Origin of the sequence: Variovorax sp. PBS-H4, from assembly GCF_901827205.1 — a bacterium.
In the GTDB taxonomy this organism is placed as follows: domain Bacteria; phylum Pseudomonadota; class Gammaproteobacteria; order Burkholderiales; family Burkholderiaceae_C; genus Variovorax.
Genome location: NZ_LR594675.1, coordinates 1,267,489 through 1,285,513, shown reverse-complemented (window position 1 = coordinate 1,285,513; position 18,025 = coordinate 1,267,489). Strand labels below are relative to the sequence as shown.

Annotated in this window: 19 protein-coding genes; 14 read left to right on the top strand and 5 right to left on the bottom strand. The window is 68.2% G+C overall.

Translation table 11 applies throughout. The annotated features are described in order from the left end of the window. Positions 1–4 precede the first annotated feature (4 nt). Positions 5–751: a YceI family protein gene (locus E5CHR_RS06095; protein ID WP_162578859.1), complete on the top strand. Its 747-nt coding sequence runs from the start codon at positions 5–7 to the stop codon at positions 749–751. Continuing rightward, positions 736–1,332: an SRPBCC family protein gene (locus E5CHR_RS06090; protein ID WP_162578858.1), complete on the top strand. Its 597-nt coding sequence runs from the start codon at positions 736–738 to the stop codon at positions 1,330–1,332. Before E5CHR_RS06095 ends, E5CHR_RS06090 begins: the two co-directional genes overlap by 16 nt. Positions 1,333–1,438: 106 nt before the next feature. Here the strand turns inward: E5CHR_RS06090 and E5CHR_RS06085 are convergent, their stop codons facing one another. Then, the gene (locus tag E5CHR_RS06085; protein ID WP_162578857.1) at positions 1,439–2,590 is read right to left on the bottom strand and encodes a DJ-1/PfpI family protein; all 1,152 of its coding nucleotides are present in this window, start codon (positions 2,588–2,590) and stop codon (positions 1,439–1,441) included. A 44-nt stretch (positions 2,591–2,634) separates the two neighbouring features. On the opposite strand from E5CHR_RS06085, the gene E5CHR_RS06080 reads away from it, so the two are divergent. The 7 genes from E5CHR_RS06080 (at position 2,635) to E5CHR_RS06050 (ending at position 9,044) form a co-directional block, all read left to right on the top strand. Further along, the gene (locus E5CHR_RS06080; RefSeq protein ID WP_162578856.1) at positions 2,635–3,654 is read left to right on the top strand and encodes a GlxA family transcriptional regulator; all 1,020 of its coding nucleotides are present in this window, start codon (positions 2,635–2,637) and stop codon (positions 3,652–3,654) included. Positions 3,655–3,870: 216 nt separating this feature from the next. Beyond that, on the top strand, positions 3,871–4,221 hold the full coding sequence (locus tag E5CHR_RS06075) for an STAS domain-containing protein (RefSeq protein ID WP_162578855.1): 351 nt from the start codon (positions 3,871–3,873) through the stop codon (positions 4,219–4,221). Positions 4,222–4,228: 7 nt separating this feature from the next. Continuing rightward, entirely contained in the window at positions 4,229–4,672 is a 444-nt protein-coding gene (locus E5CHR_RS06070; RefSeq protein WP_162578854.1) for an ATP-binding protein, read from the top strand. Between the two features lie 88 nt (positions 4,673–4,760). Further along, positions 4,761–5,384: a hypothetical protein gene (locus E5CHR_RS06065; protein ID WP_197893841.1), complete on the top strand. Its 624-nt coding sequence runs from the start codon at positions 4,761–4,763 to the stop codon at positions 5,382–5,384. A 49-nt stretch (positions 5,385–5,433) separates the two neighbouring features. Continuing rightward, the gene (locus tag E5CHR_RS06060; protein WP_162578853.1) at positions 5,434–7,296 is read left to right on the top strand and encodes an OmpA family protein; all 1,863 of its coding nucleotides are present in this window, start codon (positions 5,434–5,436) and stop codon (positions 7,294–7,296) included. A gap of 16 nt (positions 7,297–7,312) precedes the next feature. Next, on the top strand, positions 7,313–7,807 hold the full coding sequence (locus E5CHR_RS06055) for a Rab family GTPase (RefSeq protein ID WP_162578852.1): 495 nt from the start codon (positions 7,313–7,315) through the stop codon (positions 7,805–7,807). A gap of 10 nt (positions 7,808–7,817) precedes the next feature. Beyond that, positions 7,818–9,044: a PP2C family protein-serine/threonine phosphatase gene (locus E5CHR_RS06050; RefSeq protein WP_162578851.1), complete on the top strand. Its 1,227-nt coding sequence runs from the start codon at positions 7,818–7,820 to the stop codon at positions 9,042–9,044. A 40-nt stretch (positions 9,045–9,084) separates the two neighbouring features. On the opposite strand, the gene E5CHR_RS06045 is transcribed toward E5CHR_RS06050, so the two are convergent. Further along, positions 9,085–10,053, bottom strand: a complete 969-nt coding sequence (locus tag E5CHR_RS06045; protein ID WP_162578850.1) for an AraC family transcriptional regulator — start codon at positions 10,051–10,053, stop codon at positions 9,085–9,087. A 107-nt stretch (positions 10,054–10,160) separates the two neighbouring features. Beyond that, positions 10,161–10,892: a GntR family transcriptional regulator gene (locus E5CHR_RS06040; protein WP_162578849.1), complete on the bottom strand. Its 732-nt coding sequence runs from the start codon at positions 10,890–10,892 to the stop codon at positions 10,161–10,163. A 181-nt stretch (positions 10,893–11,073) separates the two neighbouring features. Between E5CHR_RS06040 and E5CHR_RS06035 the strand changes: the two genes are divergently transcribed. The 3 genes from E5CHR_RS06035 to E5CHR_RS06025 all read left to right on the top strand — a co-directional run bounded on the left by E5CHR_RS06035 (position 11,074) and on the right by E5CHR_RS06025 (position 13,715). Then, complete coding sequence (locus E5CHR_RS06035) at positions 11,074–11,964, top strand: dihydrodipicolinate synthase family protein (protein WP_162578848.1); 891 nt, start codon at positions 11,074–11,076, stop codon at positions 11,962–11,964. A 46-nt stretch (positions 11,965–12,010) separates the two neighbouring features. Continuing rightward, the gene (locus tag E5CHR_RS06030) at positions 12,011–12,991 is read left to right on the top strand and encodes a Bug family tripartite tricarboxylate transporter substrate binding protein (protein WP_162578847.1); all 981 of its coding nucleotides are present in this window, start codon (positions 12,011–12,013) and stop codon (positions 12,989–12,991) included. Between the two features lie 235 nt (positions 12,992–13,226). Next, positions 13,227–13,715 (top strand): H-NS family nucleoid-associated regulatory protein, encoded by a 489-nt coding sequence (locus E5CHR_RS06025; protein ID WP_162578846.1) that lies wholly within the window; start codon positions 13,227–13,229, stop codon positions 13,713–13,715. Between the two features lie 45 nt (positions 13,716–13,760). Here E5CHR_RS06025 and E5CHR_RS06020 read toward each other — a convergent pair whose 3' ends face one another. Continuing rightward, positions 13,761–15,227, bottom strand: a complete 1,467-nt coding sequence (locus tag E5CHR_RS06020; protein WP_162578845.1) for an amidase — start codon at positions 15,225–15,227, stop codon at positions 13,761–13,763. An 11-nt stretch (positions 15,228–15,238) separates the two neighbouring features. Then, positions 15,239–16,228, bottom strand: coding sequence for a Bug family tripartite tricarboxylate transporter substrate binding protein (locus tag E5CHR_RS06015; RefSeq protein WP_232061977.1), 990 nt, complete (start codon positions 16,226–16,228; stop codon positions 15,239–15,241). 127 nt (positions 16,229–16,355) lie between these two features. On the opposite strand from E5CHR_RS06015, the gene E5CHR_RS06010 reads away from it, so the two are divergent. Together E5CHR_RS06010 and E5CHR_RS06005 are read left to right on the top strand one after the other, a co-directional pair. Then, the gene (locus tag E5CHR_RS06010) at positions 16,356–17,282 is read left to right on the top strand and encodes a LysR family transcriptional regulator (protein ID WP_162578843.1); all 927 of its coding nucleotides are present in this window, start codon (positions 16,356–16,358) and stop codon (positions 17,280–17,282) included. A gap of 121 nt (positions 17,283–17,403) precedes the next feature. Next, entirely contained in the window at positions 17,404–18,009 is a 606-nt protein-coding gene (locus tag E5CHR_RS06005) for a glutathione S-transferase family protein (protein ID WP_162578842.1), read from the top strand. The last annotated feature ends 16 nt before the right edge of the window (positions 18,010–18,025 follow it).

Genomic DNA, 18,025 nt, shown 5'->3' with positions numbered 1-18,025 from the left:
GGCCATGCCGAGGCGACCTCTCCTGCTCCTGGTGCTGCTGGCCGCGCCGCTCGCAGCCTGTGCGCCGCTGCGGCGCGCGGCGACGCCCGGGGAAGGGGCCGCGGCCGGCGTGGCGCCGACCGGATTTCCGCGCGCTTCCTACGAGCAGGCGCTGTCGCGGGGCGAGCCGGTGTATCGCATCGACCCAGCGCGTTCAGTCGCCGTCATCACCGTGCGCCGCGGCGGTTCGCTGGCGCGGCTCGGGCACGACCATGTGGTCGCCAGCCGCCACGTGCAGGGCCTGATCGCACCCGGCGAAGGCCGCGCCGACTTGTACCTGCCGCTCAGCGAGCTCTCGGTCGACTCGCCGGCGCTGCGCGCACAGGCGGGGCTGGACACGCAGCCGAGCGACGCCGACATCGCAGCGACGCGCGCCAACATGCTCGACAAGGTGCTCGAGGTGCAGCGCTTCCCTTTCGCGTTGATCCGGGTGAGCGGCTCGGCACCGACAACGCCCGACGCGCGGCTCGGCATCGAGATCACACTGCACGGGACGACCCGCCGCTTCGATCTGCCGGCGCGCGTGTCCATCGGCAACGGCGAGCTGAACGTCGCCGGCACCCTGGAATTCGACCAGTCCGAGTTCGGCATCGTGCCTTTCTCGGTCCTGGGCGGGGCGATCCAGGTGCAGGATCGCCTGAGCTTGCGCTTCAGCCTCCAGGCCCGCCGAACCAGTACGCGGGATGTGGCGAGCCCATGGTCGATGCAGTGAGACGGCGAGGCGCCGCCCTCTTCCTCCTGCTGCTCCTGCTGCTCGCCAGCGCGCTGCACGGCGCGCCGGCGGCGAGCGTAAACCGGATCAGTGTCGAGACCGCCGGCCGCGGCGAGCTCATCACCGTGATCGCCTCGGCCGACATGCAGGTCGACCCGCGCACCGTGTGGGACGTGATCTCCGACTACGACCGCCTGGCCGACTTCATTCCGGACATGCGCAGCTCGCGCGTGATCCGCCGCGACGGCGATCGGGTGCTGGTCGAGCAGACCGGCGAGTTCGGCTTCCTGTTTTTCCGGCAGCCCGTCGAAGTGCGGCTGGCGGTGAGCGAGTCGCCGCCAGGGGGCATCGTGGCGCACGCCGTCGGGGGCAATCTCCAGTCGATGGAGGGACGCTACGCGATCGAAAGCCTGCCCGGCAACGAGGTGCGCTTGAGCTACTCGGGCCGGCTGGTGCCCGGCTTCCAGGTGCCGCCCTTCGTCAGCCGGATTGCGGTGCGCAGCACCATGGACCGGCAGTTCCGCGCGCTGGTGCAGGAGATCGTGCGACGCGACTTGTCGATACGCGGGCCGGCACGCTGAGAACGCGTGGCAGCTTCCGTGGAACGGCGCTTCGACGCGCGATCGTGCCCGGAAAGACCGCCAATGCGATGCGAGCGGTGCTGGCTGTTTTTCGCCGAAGCAGGTTTCACGAGCGCGCCGACGCTGCGCGTTCGCAGGCGTTCCCGGGGCGCGGGTACTCCATCTCCTGCATGACCCGGTCGCGCCGCGCGGGGCCATAGCGCTCGGCAATCTCGCACAGCGTGAGGTCCAGCTGCTGCACCGGCCTGAGCGCCGGCGAAAGCGGCACGCGCGGAGCGCCGCCGTCCACAGGCTGCGCGGCGAGCAGCAAGCCGCTTTTCAGCCGCACCGGCCCCGATGCCGACGCCGCCACGCTCACGCGGCCGGTGCGCGTCCAGGCGTCCGCGGCCAGCGCCAGGGCGATGTCGTCACTACCCTCCTGCACCTCGACGCGCCAGCGCTCGTCGCGCCAGAACGCCGCCTTGTCGACCACGTACGTCCAGGCCCGGCCTGCGTCGAGCTTGAAGGGCGCGCTGTCGTGCGCCGGCTCCCAGCCGGCGACGCCGAGCTCGGAAGCGAGGGCCTGGGCCCGCTGCCGCCCGCCGATCGCCTCCACCAGCGCGAGCATCGTCGGCACCGACGCGGTGATCCCGGTGGTAGTGGCAATGCCGCGATCGACCACGTAGCGCCGGTTCGGCACGTAGGTGGCGCCAGGGTGGCGCCGCAGCAGCGTGCTGCGGTCATACCAGTGGCCCGCGAAGCGCCGGCCATCGAGCAGGCCCGCCCGCCCCAGCACCCGCGCGCCGGAGCACACGCCGACCATGCGCGCCCCCTGCCGCGCCTGCCGCTGCAGCCAGCCCGTCACCGCGGGATCGTCGTCGGTGCGCATTGCGGGCACGATGACGTAGTCGGCGCCCGAGGGATGCATGCGGTCGAAGCTCGCCATGTCCTGTGCGCCGTCAACCTCCATCAGGGCGGGGTACAGGCTCACGCGGCCGGCACGCGGCGCCACGATCCGCACCTCGGCCACGCCGGCGCGCTGGAGCACCGCGTAGGGCAGCAGGAGGTCGGTCATCTCGGTGCCTTCGTTCAGGGCGAGCACGGCGACCACCGGCCGGCCCTCGGCGCGCGGCTTCAAGGCCTCGACGAAGACTTGCTTGTCGCGCCCGATCGTGGCGGCGTCATCCTGCGCAGGCAGCTGCGGCCCGCCGGCCCCGCAGCCCGCCAGGCCCAAGGCTGCAATACTTGTCCCGATCAACGCACGTATCCGCTTCCACATGGCCGCCCTTTTCCTTTTGGCAACTGCGATGTCCTAGCCTACGTATGCCTGCCCAGCCTCACAAGGACGAAGAAGCCGCGCTTTCTGCCAGCGACATCGTGCTGGTCGTGTTCGATGGCGTCGAAGCGATCGACGTCGCGGGCCCGGCCAGCGTGTTCACCAAGGCCGAGCAGATGCGGCCCGGCAACTACCGGCTGCACATCGCCTCGCCGCCCGGCGGCACCGTGGCGACGAACGGAGGCCTGAGCTTTGCCGGTACGCGGTCCCTTCGGCAACTGCCCGACGCAATCGATACGTTGATCGTGGCCGGCGGGGACGAGCCGGGCGTGCGCGCGGCGATCGTCGAGCAGCGCATCTCTGACTGGCTCGCGGAGATTGCGCCACGGGTCCGCCGCATTGCCAGCGTGTGCAGCGGCGCCTTCGCGCTCGCCACGGCCGGCCTGCTCGACGGCCGCGAGGCCACCACGCACTGGCGCGCCTGCGACCAGCTGCAGGCGCTGCGCCCGCAGGTGCGCGTGCGGCGCGAGCGCATCTACGTGCACGACGGGCCGGTGTGGACCTCGGCCGGGGTCACCACCGGCATCGAGCTCGCACTCGCGCTGGTCGAGGACGACCTGGGTCACGCGGTGGCGATGGAAATCGCCCGCACGCTGGCGCTGCCCCTGCTGCGCGGCGCCGGCGAGTCGCAGCTCAGCCCGACGCTGCAGGCCCAGTCCGCCGCCAGCCATCGCCTGCGCGAGCTGCTGGCGTGGATCGGCACGCATCCGCAGGAGGCGCTGTCGGTCGAGGCATTGGCCGCTCGCGTGCAGATGAGTCCGCGGCATTTCGCGCGTGCTTTCGTGGCCGAGACCGGCTGCACGCCGGCGCGCTTCGTCGAGCAGACCCGCGTTGCAGCTGCCGCGCAGCTGCTGCGGCGCACGCGCTGGCCGCAGGAGCGGATCGCGAGCCGCAGCGGCTTCCGCTCGGTGGACGCGCTGCAGCGTGCCTTCGCGCGACAACATGGCTTGACGCCGCAGGCCTGGCGCGATCGCGAGGGACGTCCGGCCGATGTGCAGCGTCCCTGACGCAGCAAGTCAAGGCATCGGCTTGTGCTTGTGCTTGCCACCGATAACTATCGACGCTGTCAACCTTTGCGCGTATCCTACAAAAGTTCCTGCTTGTTGATCATGGGACGCCTACCACTCCGTTCTCCGGTCCAGAGAACTCCGCAAGTGGAGCGCTCCAGGGGGGAGGACAACTGCCGGTTCAGCGCTCATCGATACATCCATTACGGAGGTGGCATGGAGCTAAGGACGGAGCAACTGGCTGAGGGCATCGAGAAGATCAGCCTCATCGGCCGCCTGGACAGCGCCGGCACGCAGGAAATCGACATTCGCTTCTCCGCGCTGGTCGCGACCCGGAAGCTCTTCGCGGTGGTCGACATGTCCGAGGTGTCGTTCCTCGCGTCCATCGGCATTCGAGCCCTGATCACCAATGCGAGAGCCCAGAAGCAGCGCGGCGGCGAGATGGCCCTGGCGGGCCCGCCGCCATTGGTGGCGGATGTGCTCAAGGTTGCGGGGGTCGACACGATCATCCCGCTCTACCCCGACGTCGACACCGCCTTCAGCGCGCTGAAGGCGGGCGCCGAGTGAGGCCCTGATGTCCCGCAGCGACAGGGAGCCCCTGGCCTCCCTGATCGTCGGTTCCGAGCTGCGCGAGCTCCCGCGCGTGAGCGCCTGGGTGCAGGACTGGGCGCAGCGCCAGCGGCTTCCGAGCCGGGTTGCGCAGCAACTCGACCTGTGCTCGACCGAAGCGCTGACCAACATCATGACCCACGGCAGCGGCGACGAGGCTGCGCATTGCAGCATCTCCCTGCGACTGGGGTGGCGAGGCGAGGACGTGGCCCTGGAGGTCGAGGACGAAGGGCGCCCCTTCGATCCGTTGCAGGCGCCGGACCCGGCGCGCGCGGGCAGCCTCGAGGACGCCCAGGTCGGCGGCTGGGGCATTCCCATCGTTCGCCATTTTTCCGATGGCATGCACTACCGCCGCGAAGACGGCCGCAATCGCCTGACGCTCCTCTTCCGGCCAACGGCGCCGCCCTGAACGAAGCGGCCCGACATTCACCCTCCCGCGCGCGCCGTCCCCACGGCGCCATTCTTCTTCAAAGCAACCACCACGAGGAAACACCACCATGGCAACCGCAACGAAATCCCTCCCCACCATCGATGCGCAGACCGCCCTGGCCGCGCAGGCGGCCCTGGCCACCCAGTCCAACGGACAGGGCGAGGCCGCCTCGGGCGTCGACAAGATGCGCGAGCTGCTGTTCGGCAACCAGATGCAGGACTACGACAAGCGCTTCTCGGTCCTCGAAGACCGCTTCCAGCACCGCATGCGCGACCTGGAGGCCGAGTCGTCCCGCAGCCTGACCAACCTCGAGGGGACGATCAAGAAGCAGCTCGAATCCGTTGCCGGGCAGTTCCGTGAAGAGAAGGACCTGCGCACCGATGCCGACAAGGAGCTGGAGCGCAACCTGCGGGAGCAGACGCAGACCCTCGAAAAGCGCCTCGCCCAGCTGTCGGACCAGCTCGCGCGCCAGGGGCGCGAGTTCACCGAGAGCCTCGGCCACGAGGTCCAGGCACTGCGCGACGACATGCGCAAGCGCCAGGACGACACCCGCGCCACCATCGAGCGCATGTTCTCCGAGCTCAGCAACGTCAAGACCGACCGCAACCTGCTCGCGGGGCTGTTCGTCGAGATCGCCAAATGCCTGAACCAGGACACGACCCCGAAGGGTGGCAACGGCGAGCGGGTTTGAGCCGCACGGCCGCTGAGCCGAAGGCCGCTGTGAATTGCGCGGAGGCCGCGTGACGGCGCGCCTGCCGCTCGCCGCGACCCTTGGGCCCGGCGATGCGTCCGAGGAAAGTCCGAATCAGCGGCTGGCTGGGCTGTTGCTCGAGCTGGCGCGCTGCGTCGACCCGACCGTGGTGGCGACGCTGCCGCCCCGACCCGCCATCGATCCGCGGCTGGAGGCGATGCGCGACATGCTGCTGGAACGCGAGCAGGTCGCGCTGGCGCGGCTGCAGCGCAAGTTCGACGATCCGAAGGAGTTCGCCGATGCGGTAGGCGCGGTGCTGCCCGCCGCCTTCGAGCTGGCCGCGCAGGACGCGCGCCTGGGGCAGGTGCTCGCGCCCACTGTGGAACGGGCCACGCAGGCGTCGATCCGGAAGAATCCCGAAACCATGGTCGACATCCTGTACCCCGTGATGGGGCCGGCCATCCGCAAGGCGATCGCCGAGACCCTGGAAGGCAAGCTGCAGTCCCTCAACCAGGCGCTCAAGCACAGCCTCTCGTGGCGCGGCCTCAAATGGCGCCTCGAAGCCTGGCGCAGCGGCAGCGCCTTTGCGGATGTGGTGCTCAGGCATACCGCCGTGTTCCGCGTCGAGCACCTGTTCCTGGTGCACCGCAAGACCGGCCTGCTGCTGGCGCACGAGGCGGCGGAAGACGCGACCACGCGCGACCCGCAACTCGTCTCGGCCATGCTGTCGGCCATCCAGGACTTCGTGCGCGACTCCTTCGACGAATCCGCCGAGGGCGGCGCCAAGGGCCGCAGCATCGACAGCCTGCGCCTGGGCGACCTGCTGCTGTGGTGCGAGGAAGGCCCGTCCGCCTTCCTTGCCGCGGTGATCCACGGCAACCCGCCGCCAGCACTGCGCGAATGCCTTGGCGAGACGCTGGCCGCCATCCACGAGGAATGGCGCAGCGCGCTCGATGAATTCGACGGCGATACCGCACCGTTCGAAGAGAGCGCACAGCAGCGGCTTCGGCCCACCCTGTGGTCCCAGTCGGCGGAGTCGAAGAGAAAGCTGTCGCCGTTCTTGTGGGCCGTGCCGGTGGCGCTCCTGCTGGCACTCGGTGGGTGGATCGGGCAGCGGGTGATCGAGAGCCAGCGCGTGGACGACTACGTCGCGGCGCTGCGCGACCAACCCGGCATCGTCGTGATGGGCGCCGATCGCCACGACGGCAAGTGGTGGGTGTCGGGGCTGCGCGACCCGCTGGCCACGCGCCCGGAAGCTCTGCTGGAGCCCGCGAAGCTGGACCCGGGGCTCATCGTCGGACGCTGGGAGCCGTACCAGGCGCTGCATCCGGCCATCATGCTCAAGCGCCTGCAGGCGACCCTGAATCCGCCTCCGACCGTCAGCCTGTCGCAGGACGCGGACGGCATCCGCGCCGACGGCAGCGCTCCGCAGCACTGGATGGACAAGGCGCGCGCCTACGTGCAGAGCCTGCCCGCGGGCGCGCCGCCGGTGGACCTGAGCGCGCTCAAGGACGTGCAGGACCCGAACTACATCCGGCTGCGCGACGCGCTCCAGGCCCATGTCATCCCCTTCGAGAACAACGCACCGCGCCCCACGGCCGAGCAGGGCATCGAGCTCGACACCGTGGCCACGGAACTTCGCGAGCTGGTGCGCGTGGCACGCGGCCTCGGCTTCTCGGTGCGCGTGACGATCGTCGGCCACGCCGATGCCACCGGCAAGGACACCGCCAACCTGGCCCTCAGCCTGGGGCGCGCCGAGGTCGTGCGCTCGATGCTGCGGGCCCGCGGCATCGACCCCAACCTGCTTTCCGTTCGAGGCGCCGGCCCGCTGGAGCCGCTTCGTCCCGGCGCGAGCGCCGACGAGTTGTCGATCAACCGGCGCGTGTCGTTCGTCGTCGGCACCAGCGACTGAAACCGGACCTTTGCCCATGCTGCAAAAAAAGATCTGCCTGCTCGGTGCATTCGGCGTCGGAAAGACCAGCCTGGTGCGCCGCTACGTGGACACCATCTTCTCCGACGCCTATCTCACCACGGTCGGCGTGAAGATCGACAAGAAGGTGATGACCCTCGGCACCGAACCACTCGCGCTGATCCTCTGGGACATCGCCGGCGAGGACGACATGGCCGCGGTGCGCCTGAGCTACCTGCGCGGCGCGGCCGGCTACCTGCTGGTGGTGGACGGCACGCGGCCCGAAACCCTGGAGACGGCCGCCTCGATCCAGTCGCGCGTCGACGCGGAGGTCGGCCGCATTCCCTTTCTCGCGCTGCTCAACAAGGCGGACCTCGTCGAGGACTGGGCACTTCCGCCGCGACGCATCGAGACGCTGCAGGCGGCCGGGTGGACCTTCCGCCGCACCAGTGCCAAGACCGGCGACGGGGTCGAGGCGAGCTTCTCGGACCTCGCGGCGCTTCTGGCGCGCTAGGGCCTGCCCATTGTCCCGCGCCATGCTGGACCTGCCGGAACGCATTTCCGATTCGCTCATGGTGCTGGTCCATGGGCAGCGCGTGCTGGCGCACCTGGCCGTCGATGAGGCGCAGAAACTGGTGCATGCCGGCGGCGAGCTGGCGCACTACGGCCTGGCCGGCATCCGGCCCGGCGATTCCGCCTGCGACCAGGTCCCCTTCCTCGAGGGCCTGCTGCCGCTGGCGGAGAACCCCTTCCTCCTTCGCTCCATGGAAATGCCCAGCGGGCGAGTGGCCGACGTGCATTTCTTTGCCGACGACGCCACGGTCTGGATCGTCCTGCTCGATGTGACGACCGAACACGAAGAGGCGCAGCGGGTCCAGCAGAAGGCCTACGACATGACCCTGCTCAGCCAGCGTGAAGCCAGGCTGATCGAGCAGCTCGAGGCCGCCAACCAGGAGCTCACGCGGGCCCATCGCGAGCTCGCTGCATCGCAGGAAGCGCTGCAGCGCACCCACGACCGGCTGCAGCAGGAATTGCGCGAGGCCGAGCGCTATGTCCTCTCCATCCTGCCGGCACCGCTGTCGGAGCCGATGACGGTCGACTGGCGCTTCGTGCCCTCGACCGAGCTGGGCGGCGACTCGTTCGGCTACCACTGGATCGACGGGAATCACTTCGCTCTCTACCTGATCGACGTCTGCGGCCACGGCGTGGGCGCCGCACTGCTCTCGGTGGCGGTGGCCGATACGCTGCGCTCCGAAGCCCTGCCACGAACCAACTTCCGCCGGCCCGCGGAGGTGCTCGCCGCGCTCAACCTGGCCTACCAGATGGAGCGCCACAACGAGCTGTTCTGCACCGTCTGGTACGGCGTCTACCACCGCGGCTCAGGGCGGCTGCGCTACGCGTCGGCCGGCCACCCGCCGGCGATGCTGGTGAGCGGCACGCGCGATGCGCCCGGGGAATGCCAAGCGCTGAAGGCAAGCGGCCCGTGCGTCGGCTTGTCGCCGGCGGCGCGCTATGTTGACGAACAGTGCATCCTGCGCTCGCCCGCGCGGCTGTTCGTGTTCAGCGACGGCACCTACGAGATCACAAGGCCCGACGGCTCCATGCTGGCGTTTTCGGACTTCACCGGCGCACTCGCGCAGGCCGTGCCCGACGGGCAATGCGAGCTCGACAGACTGCTGGCGTTCGCGCGGGAGGCGCACGGGCCCGGCGTGCTCGAGGACGACTTCACCATCATCGAGATGGCGTTGTGAGCGAGCGCGGCTTCGATGCGCGTGCGCAGCGCTCGGCTCCTTAACCGCCCACGCGCCCGAGCTGCAGCTCCCGCAGCCGCTTCACGTCGCGCGCCGGCGGCGAGCCGAAGAAGCGGCTGTACTCCCGGTTGAACTGCGACTGGCTTTCATAGCCCACGCGGTGGCCGGCCGTGGCGGCGTCCACGTTCTCGCCGATCATGATGCGCCGCGCCTCCTGCAGGCGCAGCTGCTTCTGGAACTGCAGCGGGCTCATCGCCGTGACAGCCTTGAAGTGATGGTGCAGCGAAGACACGCTCATGTGAACCTCTTCGGCGAGGGCCTCGACACGCAGCGGCTCCTGGAAGCGCCGCGACAGCACGCTGATGGCCTGGGTGATGCGCTGGCTGTGGCTGTCCACCATTGCCATCTGGGCCAGGCGCCAGCCGTCGGGCGACTTCAGCAGCCGGTACAGGAGTTCGCGGACGACCAGCGGCGCCAGCGCGGGCACGTCTTCGGGCGAAGCCAGCAGCTTGACCAGGCGCAGCACCGGGTCGAGCACGGCCGTGGACAACTCGCCGGTGTAGATCCCCCGCGGCGACGCGCGCTGCGGGGCGGTCTCGCCGAACCTGAACTCCAGCGCTGCGGCAGCGATGTCCTTGACGTCGAAGCTCAGTTTCAAGCCCAGGTACGGCGCATCGGGCGAGGCGTCGATCACCTGGCCCGAAACGGGCAGGTTCTGTGCGACCACCAGGTACTGGCCGCTGTCGTAGATGTAGACCTCGTCGGCCAGCAGCACGCGTTTGCTGCCCTGCGCCAGCACGCAGAAGGCTGGATCGTGGATCGCGTGCACCGGATGCTGCGACTGCGTGGCACGCGCGATCGACAGGCGCGGGATCGCGGTCGGGCGCAGGCCGTCGACGCCGCCGGTGAGTTGGTCGATCAGGGCCGCGAGCTCGGCCCGCATCACGGTAACCTGCAACTGCTCCGAGGACCGGTCGTCTTGCGGCGCTTTCTGGATGGATGTCAGCATGCGCGCAAGCTTAAGCAGCTCGCCCCCGTTTGTCTCGAACGAGGCTTGCGGGTTGCAGGATCGTGCAAACATGGGCAACGATCCTGCAAGCCGGATCGGCCCGTGCGCTACTGCCCCACCCGCAGCATGCCGCCGAGCACCCGGTGCTTGGACTGCTCGATGTGGGCCATCATGCGATCCAGCGCGCCATCCGCATCCCCGTCGGCCAAGGCGCGCAGGAACTCGAGGTGTTCGCGCATGGCAGGCACGACCTGCACCGGGCGCATCGAATCCGCGTCGTACCGGATCAAGCGGACATGCAGACTGTTGACCCGGTAGATCTCCGACAGGATCTCGTTGCCGATCGCGTCGACCATCATGTCGTGCAGCCCCCAATCGACCGCCTGGGCGTCCTTCTCGAGCGCTTCGTCGGGACGGGGCTGCAGTGCGCGCTCGAGGATGGCCTCGTGGTCGGCAATGAGGCGGGCGAGGGTCTCGGCACTGGCCACGCGCGCGAAATTCACGACGGCTTCGCGCTCCACCATCGCACGAACCTGCCAGGCGTTGCGGATCAGCTTCATGTCGACGGTGGCGATCTGCAGACCTCGCTTGGGCACCGCCTTGATCAACCCGGCAGCCTCGAGCCTCGGCACCAGCTCGCGCACGGCGGCCAGCGGCATCTCGAGCAGCTGCATCAACTCGCGCTGCGAGACGAACTGCCCCGGCCGGATGCGCGCATCGATGATCTGCTGGCGAAACCCCTGGTAGGCCCGGTTTCGCTGCGTGACCGGCTCGGGCGCGGCGGCCCGGCGCCCAGGCGCTTTCGGCAACTCGGACGGGGCAATGGCGGAGGTGTTCATGCCCGGATGGTACGGGCAAACGTCTCGTCAGGTTGCACTGGTGAGCTGACTAGGGTTATCACTAGCACTTGTCTGACATGTTAGTCGGGGTATAGTTCGACGCAGCCAGCAACGTCCACGCGGCGCATCGCCTGCCGGACGTCAAAGAAACCATTCACCACCGGAAAAACTGGAGCCTTTCATGGGTCTTGATCTCTCGGGCGTCATCCCGCCCCTCGTCACGCCATTCACCGCCAGCGGCGACATCGACGAAGCCGCCTTCCGCAAGGTCATTCGCTTCAACCTCGACAAGAAGGTGCACGGCCTGTGCCCAGGCGGCAGCAGCGGCGAAGGCCATACGCTCACGATCGACGAGTTCAAGCGCCTCCTGGAAATCACCGCGGAGGAAGTGGCGGGCGCCGTGCCGATCGTCGCCGGCATCATTTCCAACAGCACGCGCGACGCGATCAACCGCGCCCGGGCGATCTCGCACCTGCCCATCGCGGCACTGCAGGTCACGCCGGTGCACTACCTCTTCAAGCCCGACGAGGACGCGACCTTCCGCCACTTCAAGGCGCTGACGGAGGCGGTGGACATCCCGGTCATCATCTACAACGTCGTGCCGTGGAACTACCTGAACCCGGCGCAGATGATCCGGCTCATGAAGGATCTGCCCGGCGTGCAGGGCATCAAGCAGAGCCAGGGCGACCTGAAACTCATGGCCGACCTGCTGCTGGGCGTGCCGCAGGGCTGCAAGGTCTTCTCGGCCGTGGATGCGCTGCTGTATTCGTCCTTCGCGCTCGGCGCGCACGGCACGATCGCCGCGACGCCGGCTGCGCTGCCGGGCGTGTGCGTCGCGCTCTGGAACGCCGTGCAGGCCGGCGACCATGCCAAGGCGCTGGAGATGCACAAGTCGATGCTGGCGTTCTGGAACGCCATCGTGGCCGACAACCTGCCCGCGAACCTGAAGACCTCCATCACGCTGCAAGGCTGCAACGCGGGGCTGCCGCGCGCCCCGATGCCACCGACGACCGACGCGCAGCTCGCCGGGATCAAGAGCGCGCTCGACGACGTCCTGCGCTTCGAAAACTGACGCGCGGCCCAGCTTCCATCGACACAGGTATCGGAGACACAAAGCCATGAACATTCAACGTCGCAAACTGCTGAACCTCGGCGCGGCCGCAACCGCGGGCAGCCTGCTGGGCACGAGCGCCTGGGCGCAGGCCTTTCCCAGCAAGCCGATCACGCTGGTCGTGCCCTTCTCGCCGGGCGGCAACACCGACATCGTCGCGCGCACGGTGGCCGTTGCGCTGGGCAAGGTGCTGGGCCAGTCGGTGATCGTGGACAACCGCGCCGGCGCCGGCGGCTCGATCGGCGCGATGCAGGTCGCCCGCGCCCCGGCCGACGGCTACACGCTGCTGCTGTGCGGCGCCGGCGTCATCGTCACCGTCCCGGAGATGGTCAAGACCAGCTACGGCCGATCGAGCTTCGCGCCGATCGGACTGGTGAACAAGAGCTCGATGGTGCTGCTGTCGCGCAAGAACGAAACCCGCTTCAAGAACTTCAAGGAGCTCGCCGCCTATGCACGCTCGGGCGACGGCAAGCTGGTCGCGGCCCATTCCGGACCGGGCACGCCGAACCATCTCGCGCTGCTGCAGCTGGAGAGCCTGCTCAAGGCCAAGTTCACCGTCGTCAGCTACAAGGGCTCGGGCCCCGCGCTGGTCGACCTGATCGGCGGCCAGGTCGACGTGCACTTCGACCAGGTGACGAGCTCGCTCCAGCACGTGAAGGCCGGCACACTTCAGGCGTTGGCGGTCCTCGGGCCCACGCAGGACCCGTCGCTGCCAGGCGTGCAGACGGTTGCCGAGCAAGGCTTCGGCGAGCTCGACGGCACAACCTATGTCGGCGTGGTGGCGCCCAGCGCAACCCCGAAAGACGTGCAGGACAAGCTCGCCGCAGCGCTGGCCCAGGCCGTCAAGGACCCGCAGACAGTCAACAGTGCTCGGGAGCTCGGAAGCGTCGCCTTCTCCGGCACGCCGCAGGAGTTCGCGCGCATCCTCGATGCCGAATACGCGCTGGCCACCCAGGCCACCAAGGACGGCCGGCTCAAGGCGGACTAGGAACAGGCTCTCACCTGTAAAGAAGATCCTCGACGAGCCCGCCGACCACGCGACGAAATGCTCGACGGCCTGAGTCGCCGATGCACGCCGCGTGGCGGCTCCTGGCTTCACCGCCAATCGAGTGCATTGCAAAGCGCACTCGCTTGAAGAACTGCCGTTTCTGGACACCCGGTTTTGCAGGGCTCGCCAATAAGATTAAAGTCGAGTCTTCTTCACATACTGGAATCCAAATCCAATGACTCAGAGTTACGAGCAGATTCAGAAGCAAATCGAGACTCTCCAGCGCCAGGCTGAAAAGCTGCGCGTGCGGGAAATCGACGAAGTCGTCGCCCGTATCAAGGTCGCGATCAAGCACTACGGACTCAGCGCTCAGCAACTGGGTTTTGGCACTGCGTCCAACGGTGCGAAGAAAAATGCGAAAAAGGCGGCTCCAGTCCGCGCTGCGAAATACAGTGACGGCCAAGGCAATTCCTGGTCAGGCATGGGCAAGCGGCCGGGCTGGTTGCGCAGTGCACTCGACGGGGGCAGGACACTCGAGGAATTCGCCACGCAAGCCCCTTCCGCGGAAATGACTGGCGGCAAGCGCAAAGCGGCCAAGAAGCGCAGGGCGAAGATTGCCTACAAGGATGATGCCGGACATACATGGTCCGGCATGGGCCCGAAGCCCCGCTGGCTGAAAGAAGCACTCGACGCCGGAAAGACGCTCGAGCAAATGATGGCCTGACGAAGCATCCTGCCCGCACGTTCGCGCAGTGCTCGTTCCCGACGTTCAGGCTCTGTTCATCGCGGCGTCGGGAAAAGGCTCCGCGTCGCGCTCGATGATCCGTGCGGCTTCGAGCAGGCGCCGTTCACGAAAGCTTGCGGCCACCAGTTGCACGCCGCTCGGCAAACCCGCCTGCAGCCCGGTCGGAACATGGAGTCCCGGCAGGCTCAGCGCCGCGACCGCAATCAGAGGAGATTGGTCCGCGAGCAGTTCACGCATCTTTTCCGGCCCCTGCAAGTCTTCGCCCCACGGCATCGGGGCCCGGCACGAAGTCGGCATGAGCAGCAGCGGATAGCGCTCGAAGAATTCGTTCCACTCTCGGCGCAGCACGTCGCGCCTCGCCAGTGCCGTGGCATACGCGTGCAGTTCGGGGGCCGGAGCGCAGGCTGCCATCGAGCGGACTGAACTCAGGATGCTGGCGTCCTGCATGGCCTCGACAGCGGACAACATGCCCATGCGCACTTCGTTCATCACCACGGCCAGCCAGATCTCCAGGGCTTCGTCGATGCCGGGTGGCACGACGCGCTCGACCCGATAGCCCGCCGCTTCCAGTGAGCGCGCTGCCTGCGACAGGGCAGCCTTGACTTCAGGGGCCAGCCGCGTGTCGGGGATTTCATCCACACACGCCACGCGCACAGGTGCGCCGTCGTCGGGGAAGTCCAGTGGCGCAGAGATCCAGGTCGGATCGCTGGCGCCTTCGGCCGCCATCGCGCGCAGGCCCAACTCGACGTCCCTGACGCCGCGCGCCAGCACGCCCTGCGCCGAGAAGAGCTGCAATCCGAGAAAGCGCGTCGTGGTCGTGGGATGGCAGGCCGGGACGCGACCCGGCGTCGGACGCAGGCCCACCACCCCGTTGACATAGGCCGGGTAGCGGATCGAGCCCGCAATGTCGGTGCCATGCGCCAAGGCGCACATACCCGAAGCCGCGGCAACCGCCGCACCGCCGCTCGAGCCGCCGGAGGTGATCTCAGTGCGCCAAGGGTTCAAGGTCCTTCCATGCAGCGGGTTCTCGGTGAACCACCTGAAGGAGAAGGGCGGCACGTTGGTCCGGCCGAGGATCACCGCGCCGGCGCGCCGCAGGTTGGCCACCACGGCGCTGTCGGCCGGTGCGATGCGGTCTGCGAAAGCCGGAACGCCGTTCGTCGTCGCCTCTCCCGCCACGTCGACGTTGAGCTTGATGGTGACGGGCACCCCGTGAAGGCATCCCATCTCTTGCGGTGCGCGAGCCCGCAGCGCATCGGCTTCGCGCGCCATCTGCAGGGCGCGTTCACGGTCTGCGTGGACGATAGCGTTCAGCCTTGGATTCACGGCATCGATGCGGGCGTGGAAGGCCTGCGTCACTTCGACGCTGGAGATGGCTCCGTCGCGAATGCGCGCAGCGATGTCCGTCGCTCCCCACCGGCACACGTCAGGTGGCAGCGTGCCAGCCGACGCTGACGCAGCCGGTGCACCTGGATTGCTGATTCGAGTCATGCGCACGCGCCTCAATCGAGCCTGATGCCATTGCTCGTGATGACCTGTTCATAGGCCGCGGTGCGTGTCTCGATCGCGCGGCGCGTCTGCGCCGGCGACCAGGGCGCAGCTTCGAAATTGAAAGTCTTGAAGCGGGCCTGCACCTCGGGACTGGCGACTGCGGCGAGCAGGTCCTTGTTGATCCTCTCGCAGATCGGCTCCGGGGTTCCCTTGGGGGCCAGCAGTGCGACGAAGCCGCTCGCCTCGAAGTTCGCAGGCCCTCCGGCCTCGGCCAGCGTCGGAACGTCCGGCATGTCCGGCAGGCGCCGCGCGCGCGTGACCGCCAGGTACTTCACCCGCCCGGCCTGGTAGGCGAACTGGGTCGACGCCATGGCGCCCAGCGCCCAGTCGGTCTCGCCCGTACTCACCCCGGTGTAGAGCTGCCCCATTTCCTTATAGGGCACGTGCAGCATCCGCACGCCCGCCTTGCCCTCGAACAATGCGGATTGCAGGTGCGCCGTGCTTCCGACGCCCCAGGTGCCGTAGGTAAGCGCGCCCGGCTTCGCCTTGGCCGCCGCCAGCAAGTCGCCGACGTTCTTCCAGGGCGAGGTCGACGAGACCACGACGAAGAAGGGCGTGTCGTAGAGCACGCCGACCGGCTCGAAGGCATCGAACACGCGGAACCTGCGGCTCTTGAAGAGATGCGGCAAGGCACTGATCGCATCGCCTTCGTGCATCAGCAGCGTATGACCGTCCGGCGCTGCGGCGCGCGCGGCATTGATGGCGATGAAGCCTGCGCCGCCGGGCCGGTTGTCGACGAGCACCGGTGTCTTCCACTGCGCGGAGAGCTTCTCTCCGACGGCGCGCATCATGGCGTCCGGGCCGCTGCCGGCCGAAAAGGTCGTGATGATCGTCACTGGCTTGGACGGAAAAGCCGCCTGCGCCGAGGCCGCTGCGTGCAGGCACCCTCCAGCCGCAAGAAGGAGCGCGGACACGACGCGGCCGCCAAGAACTGTGCGCATGAATCCTGAAATCACATCGGCTCCTTGGTGGGTGAGAGCACGCATTCTTGAGCGAGCGCGCTATCAGGATCAACCGTATGCATGGATACTCTGTATCGAGGTTTTCGATATCACAGGAGTCAACCCGATGGCGTCGCTCGATCTGGAATGGATCTCGGTCTTCGACGAGATCTACAAGGCCCTGAATGTTTCGCGCGCCGCGGAAACACTCGGCATCAGCCAGGGCGCCGCGAGCACGGCGCTGGGCCGCCTGCGCAGCTATTACGGCGACCCGCTCTTTGCCCGCACGTCGCGCGGCATGCGGCCGACACCGCGGGCAGACGCGCTGCACCCTCTGCTGCGGCAGGTGCGCGAGAGCCTCGAGAACGCCAGGACCGGGGCCCCTGCCTTCGACCCGTCCAGTGCCAGGCGCTCGTTTCGCGTTTGCATGACGGACCTGGGTGAGATCTCCCTGCTCCCGCGGCTGCTGAACCACCTGCAGTCCCGCGCGCCGGGCATCGACATCGAGGCCGAGAAGATCTCTGCCGACACGCCCAGGCGCCTCGAAGATGGCGCAGTCGACCTCGCGGTGGGCTATATGCCGCAGCTCGACGCCGGCTTCTACCAGCAGTCGCTCTTCGAACAGGACTTCCTCTGCATCGCAAGCGCCTCCCATGCACGCATCGGCAAGCGGCTGGGCAAGCAGGCCTACGGCACCGAGCGCCATGTCGAAGTGAGCACCTCGGGCACCGGCCACACCGCGATCGTGGAAAAAGCGCTCGCCGCAGCCGGCATCCAGCGCAGCGTTGCCTTGCGGGTGCCGAGCTTCCTCGCCGTGGCGCAGATCGTGGCCGAGACGGAGCTGCTGGCCACGGTGCCGCGCCACTATGCGAGCGTGATGCTCGCGCGCGAGCCGATCCGCCACCTGCCCGTTCCCTGCAAACTGCCGCGCTACACGGTCAAGCAGCACTGGCACGCGCGCTTTCACAGGGACCCGGGCAACGCGTGGCTCCGGCAGGTTGTCGCCGGCTTGATGCCTCCGGCAGTCATGAGTCCTCCCGCGAGGAGGCGATAGCGGTGCGGTGCGTGCTGCCGAAGGCCGCACGGGAGGACTCAAGAGGCTTGCCAGCAGCCGGGCGGAACGGGATCATCCCTACCTGCCCATTCGTTCCCCTCTGCCTCTTGCGAGTCCACCCATGCTTCGCCTCTATGACAGCCGTTTCTCCGGCAACTGCTGGAAAGTCCGCCTCCTGCTGAACCAGCTCGGAATTCCGTTCGAACGGGTGACACTCGATCTCGTCAAAGGAGAAGCCGCAAGCCCGGCGTTCCAGCAGAAGAGCCGCTTCGCGCGGGTCCCGGCACTCGAACTCGAGGACGGTCGAACGCTGGTCGAGTCGGGCGCCATCCTGCTCTACCTGGCCGAGGGCACCCGCTTCGTGCCCGAGGACCCGTTCCTGCGCGCAGAGGTGCTGGGCTGGCTGTTCTTCGAGCAGGCGGATCTTCAGAAGCCGATTGCGATACCACGCGTCTTCCACCTGCGGGGGTTGGCTGCCGACCGGGCGGAAGACATCGCCCGCTTTCAGAAGGACGGCGACGCTGCCCTGGCGAAACTCGAACATTGGCTCGACGGGCACACCTGGATGGTCGGCGAGCGGTACACGCTCGCCGACCTGGCGGTCTCGTGCTATGTGTCGCTCGCCGGGCAAGGCGGCTACGACATGGCCCGCTACCCCGCCATCCAGGCGTGGACACGCCGCGTCGGCGAGCAGCCCGGATGGATGCCGCTGCTGAGCGGCGACTGAACTGCGCTTGCTGCGC

What these genes read in the sequence shown, in the direction of transcription:
- E5CHR_RS06030 (WP_162578847.1), top strand. Translation starts at nt 12,011, where the DNA reads ATGAACATTCAACGTCGCAAACTGCTGAACCTCGGCGCGGCCGCAACC.
- E5CHR_RS06020 (WP_162578845.1), bottom strand. Translation starts at nt 15,227, where the DNA reads ATGACTCGAATCAGCAATCCAGGTGCACCGGCTGCGTCAGCGTCGGCT.
- E5CHR_RS06085 (WP_162578857.1), bottom strand. Translation starts at nt 2,590, where the DNA reads ATGTGGAAGCGGATACGTGCGTTGATCGGGACAAGTATTGCAGCCTTG.
- E5CHR_RS06045 (WP_162578850.1), bottom strand. Translation starts at nt 10,053, where the DNA reads ATGCTGACATCCATCCAGAAAGCGCCGCAAGACGACCGGTCCTCGGAG.
- E5CHR_RS06040 (WP_162578849.1), bottom strand. Translation starts at nt 10,892, where the DNA reads ATGAACACCTCCGCCATTGCCCCGTCCGAGTTGCCGAAAGCGCCTGGG.
- E5CHR_RS06075 (WP_162578855.1), top strand. Translation starts at nt 3,871, where the DNA reads ATGGAGCTAAGGACGGAGCAACTGGCTGAGGGCATCGAGAAGATCAGC.
- E5CHR_RS06065 (WP_197893841.1), top strand. Translation starts at nt 4,761, where the DNA reads ATGGCAACCGCAACGAAATCCCTCCCCACCATCGATGCGCAGACCGCC.
- E5CHR_RS06010 (WP_162578843.1), top strand. Translation starts at nt 16,356, where the DNA reads ATGGCGTCGCTCGATCTGGAATGGATCTCGGTCTTCGACGAGATCTAC.
- E5CHR_RS06080 (WP_162578856.1), top strand. Translation starts at nt 2,635, where the DNA reads ATGCCTGCCCAGCCTCACAAGGACGAAGAAGCCGCGCTTTCTGCCAGC.
- E5CHR_RS06025 (WP_162578846.1), top strand. Translation starts at nt 13,227, where the DNA reads ATGACTCAGAGTTACGAGCAGATTCAGAAGCAAATCGAGACTCTCCAG.
- E5CHR_RS06090 (WP_162578858.1), top strand. Translation starts at nt 736, where the DNA reads ATGGTCGATGCAGTGAGACGGCGAGGCGCCGCCCTCTTCCTCCTGCTG.
- E5CHR_RS06005 (WP_162578842.1), top strand. Translation starts at nt 17,404, where the DNA reads ATGCTTCGCCTCTATGACAGCCGTTTCTCCGGCAACTGCTGGAAAGTC.
- E5CHR_RS06015 (WP_232061977.1), bottom strand. Translation starts at nt 16,228, where the DNA reads ATGCGCACAGTTCTTGGCGGCCGCGTCGTGTCCGCGCTCCTTCTTGCG.
- E5CHR_RS06070 (WP_162578854.1), top strand. Translation starts at nt 4,229, where the DNA reads ATGTCCCGCAGCGACAGGGAGCCCCTGGCCTCCCTGATCGTCGGTTCC.
- E5CHR_RS06095 (WP_162578859.1), top strand. Translation starts at nt 5, where the DNA reads ATGCCGAGGCGACCTCTCCTGCTCCTGGTGCTGCTGGCCGCGCCGCTC.
- E5CHR_RS06055 (WP_162578852.1), top strand. Translation starts at nt 7,313, where the DNA reads ATGCTGCAAAAAAAGATCTGCCTGCTCGGTGCATTCGGCGTCGGAAAG.
- E5CHR_RS06035 (WP_162578848.1), top strand. Translation starts at nt 11,074, where the DNA reads ATGGGTCTTGATCTCTCGGGCGTCATCCCGCCCCTCGTCACGCCATTC.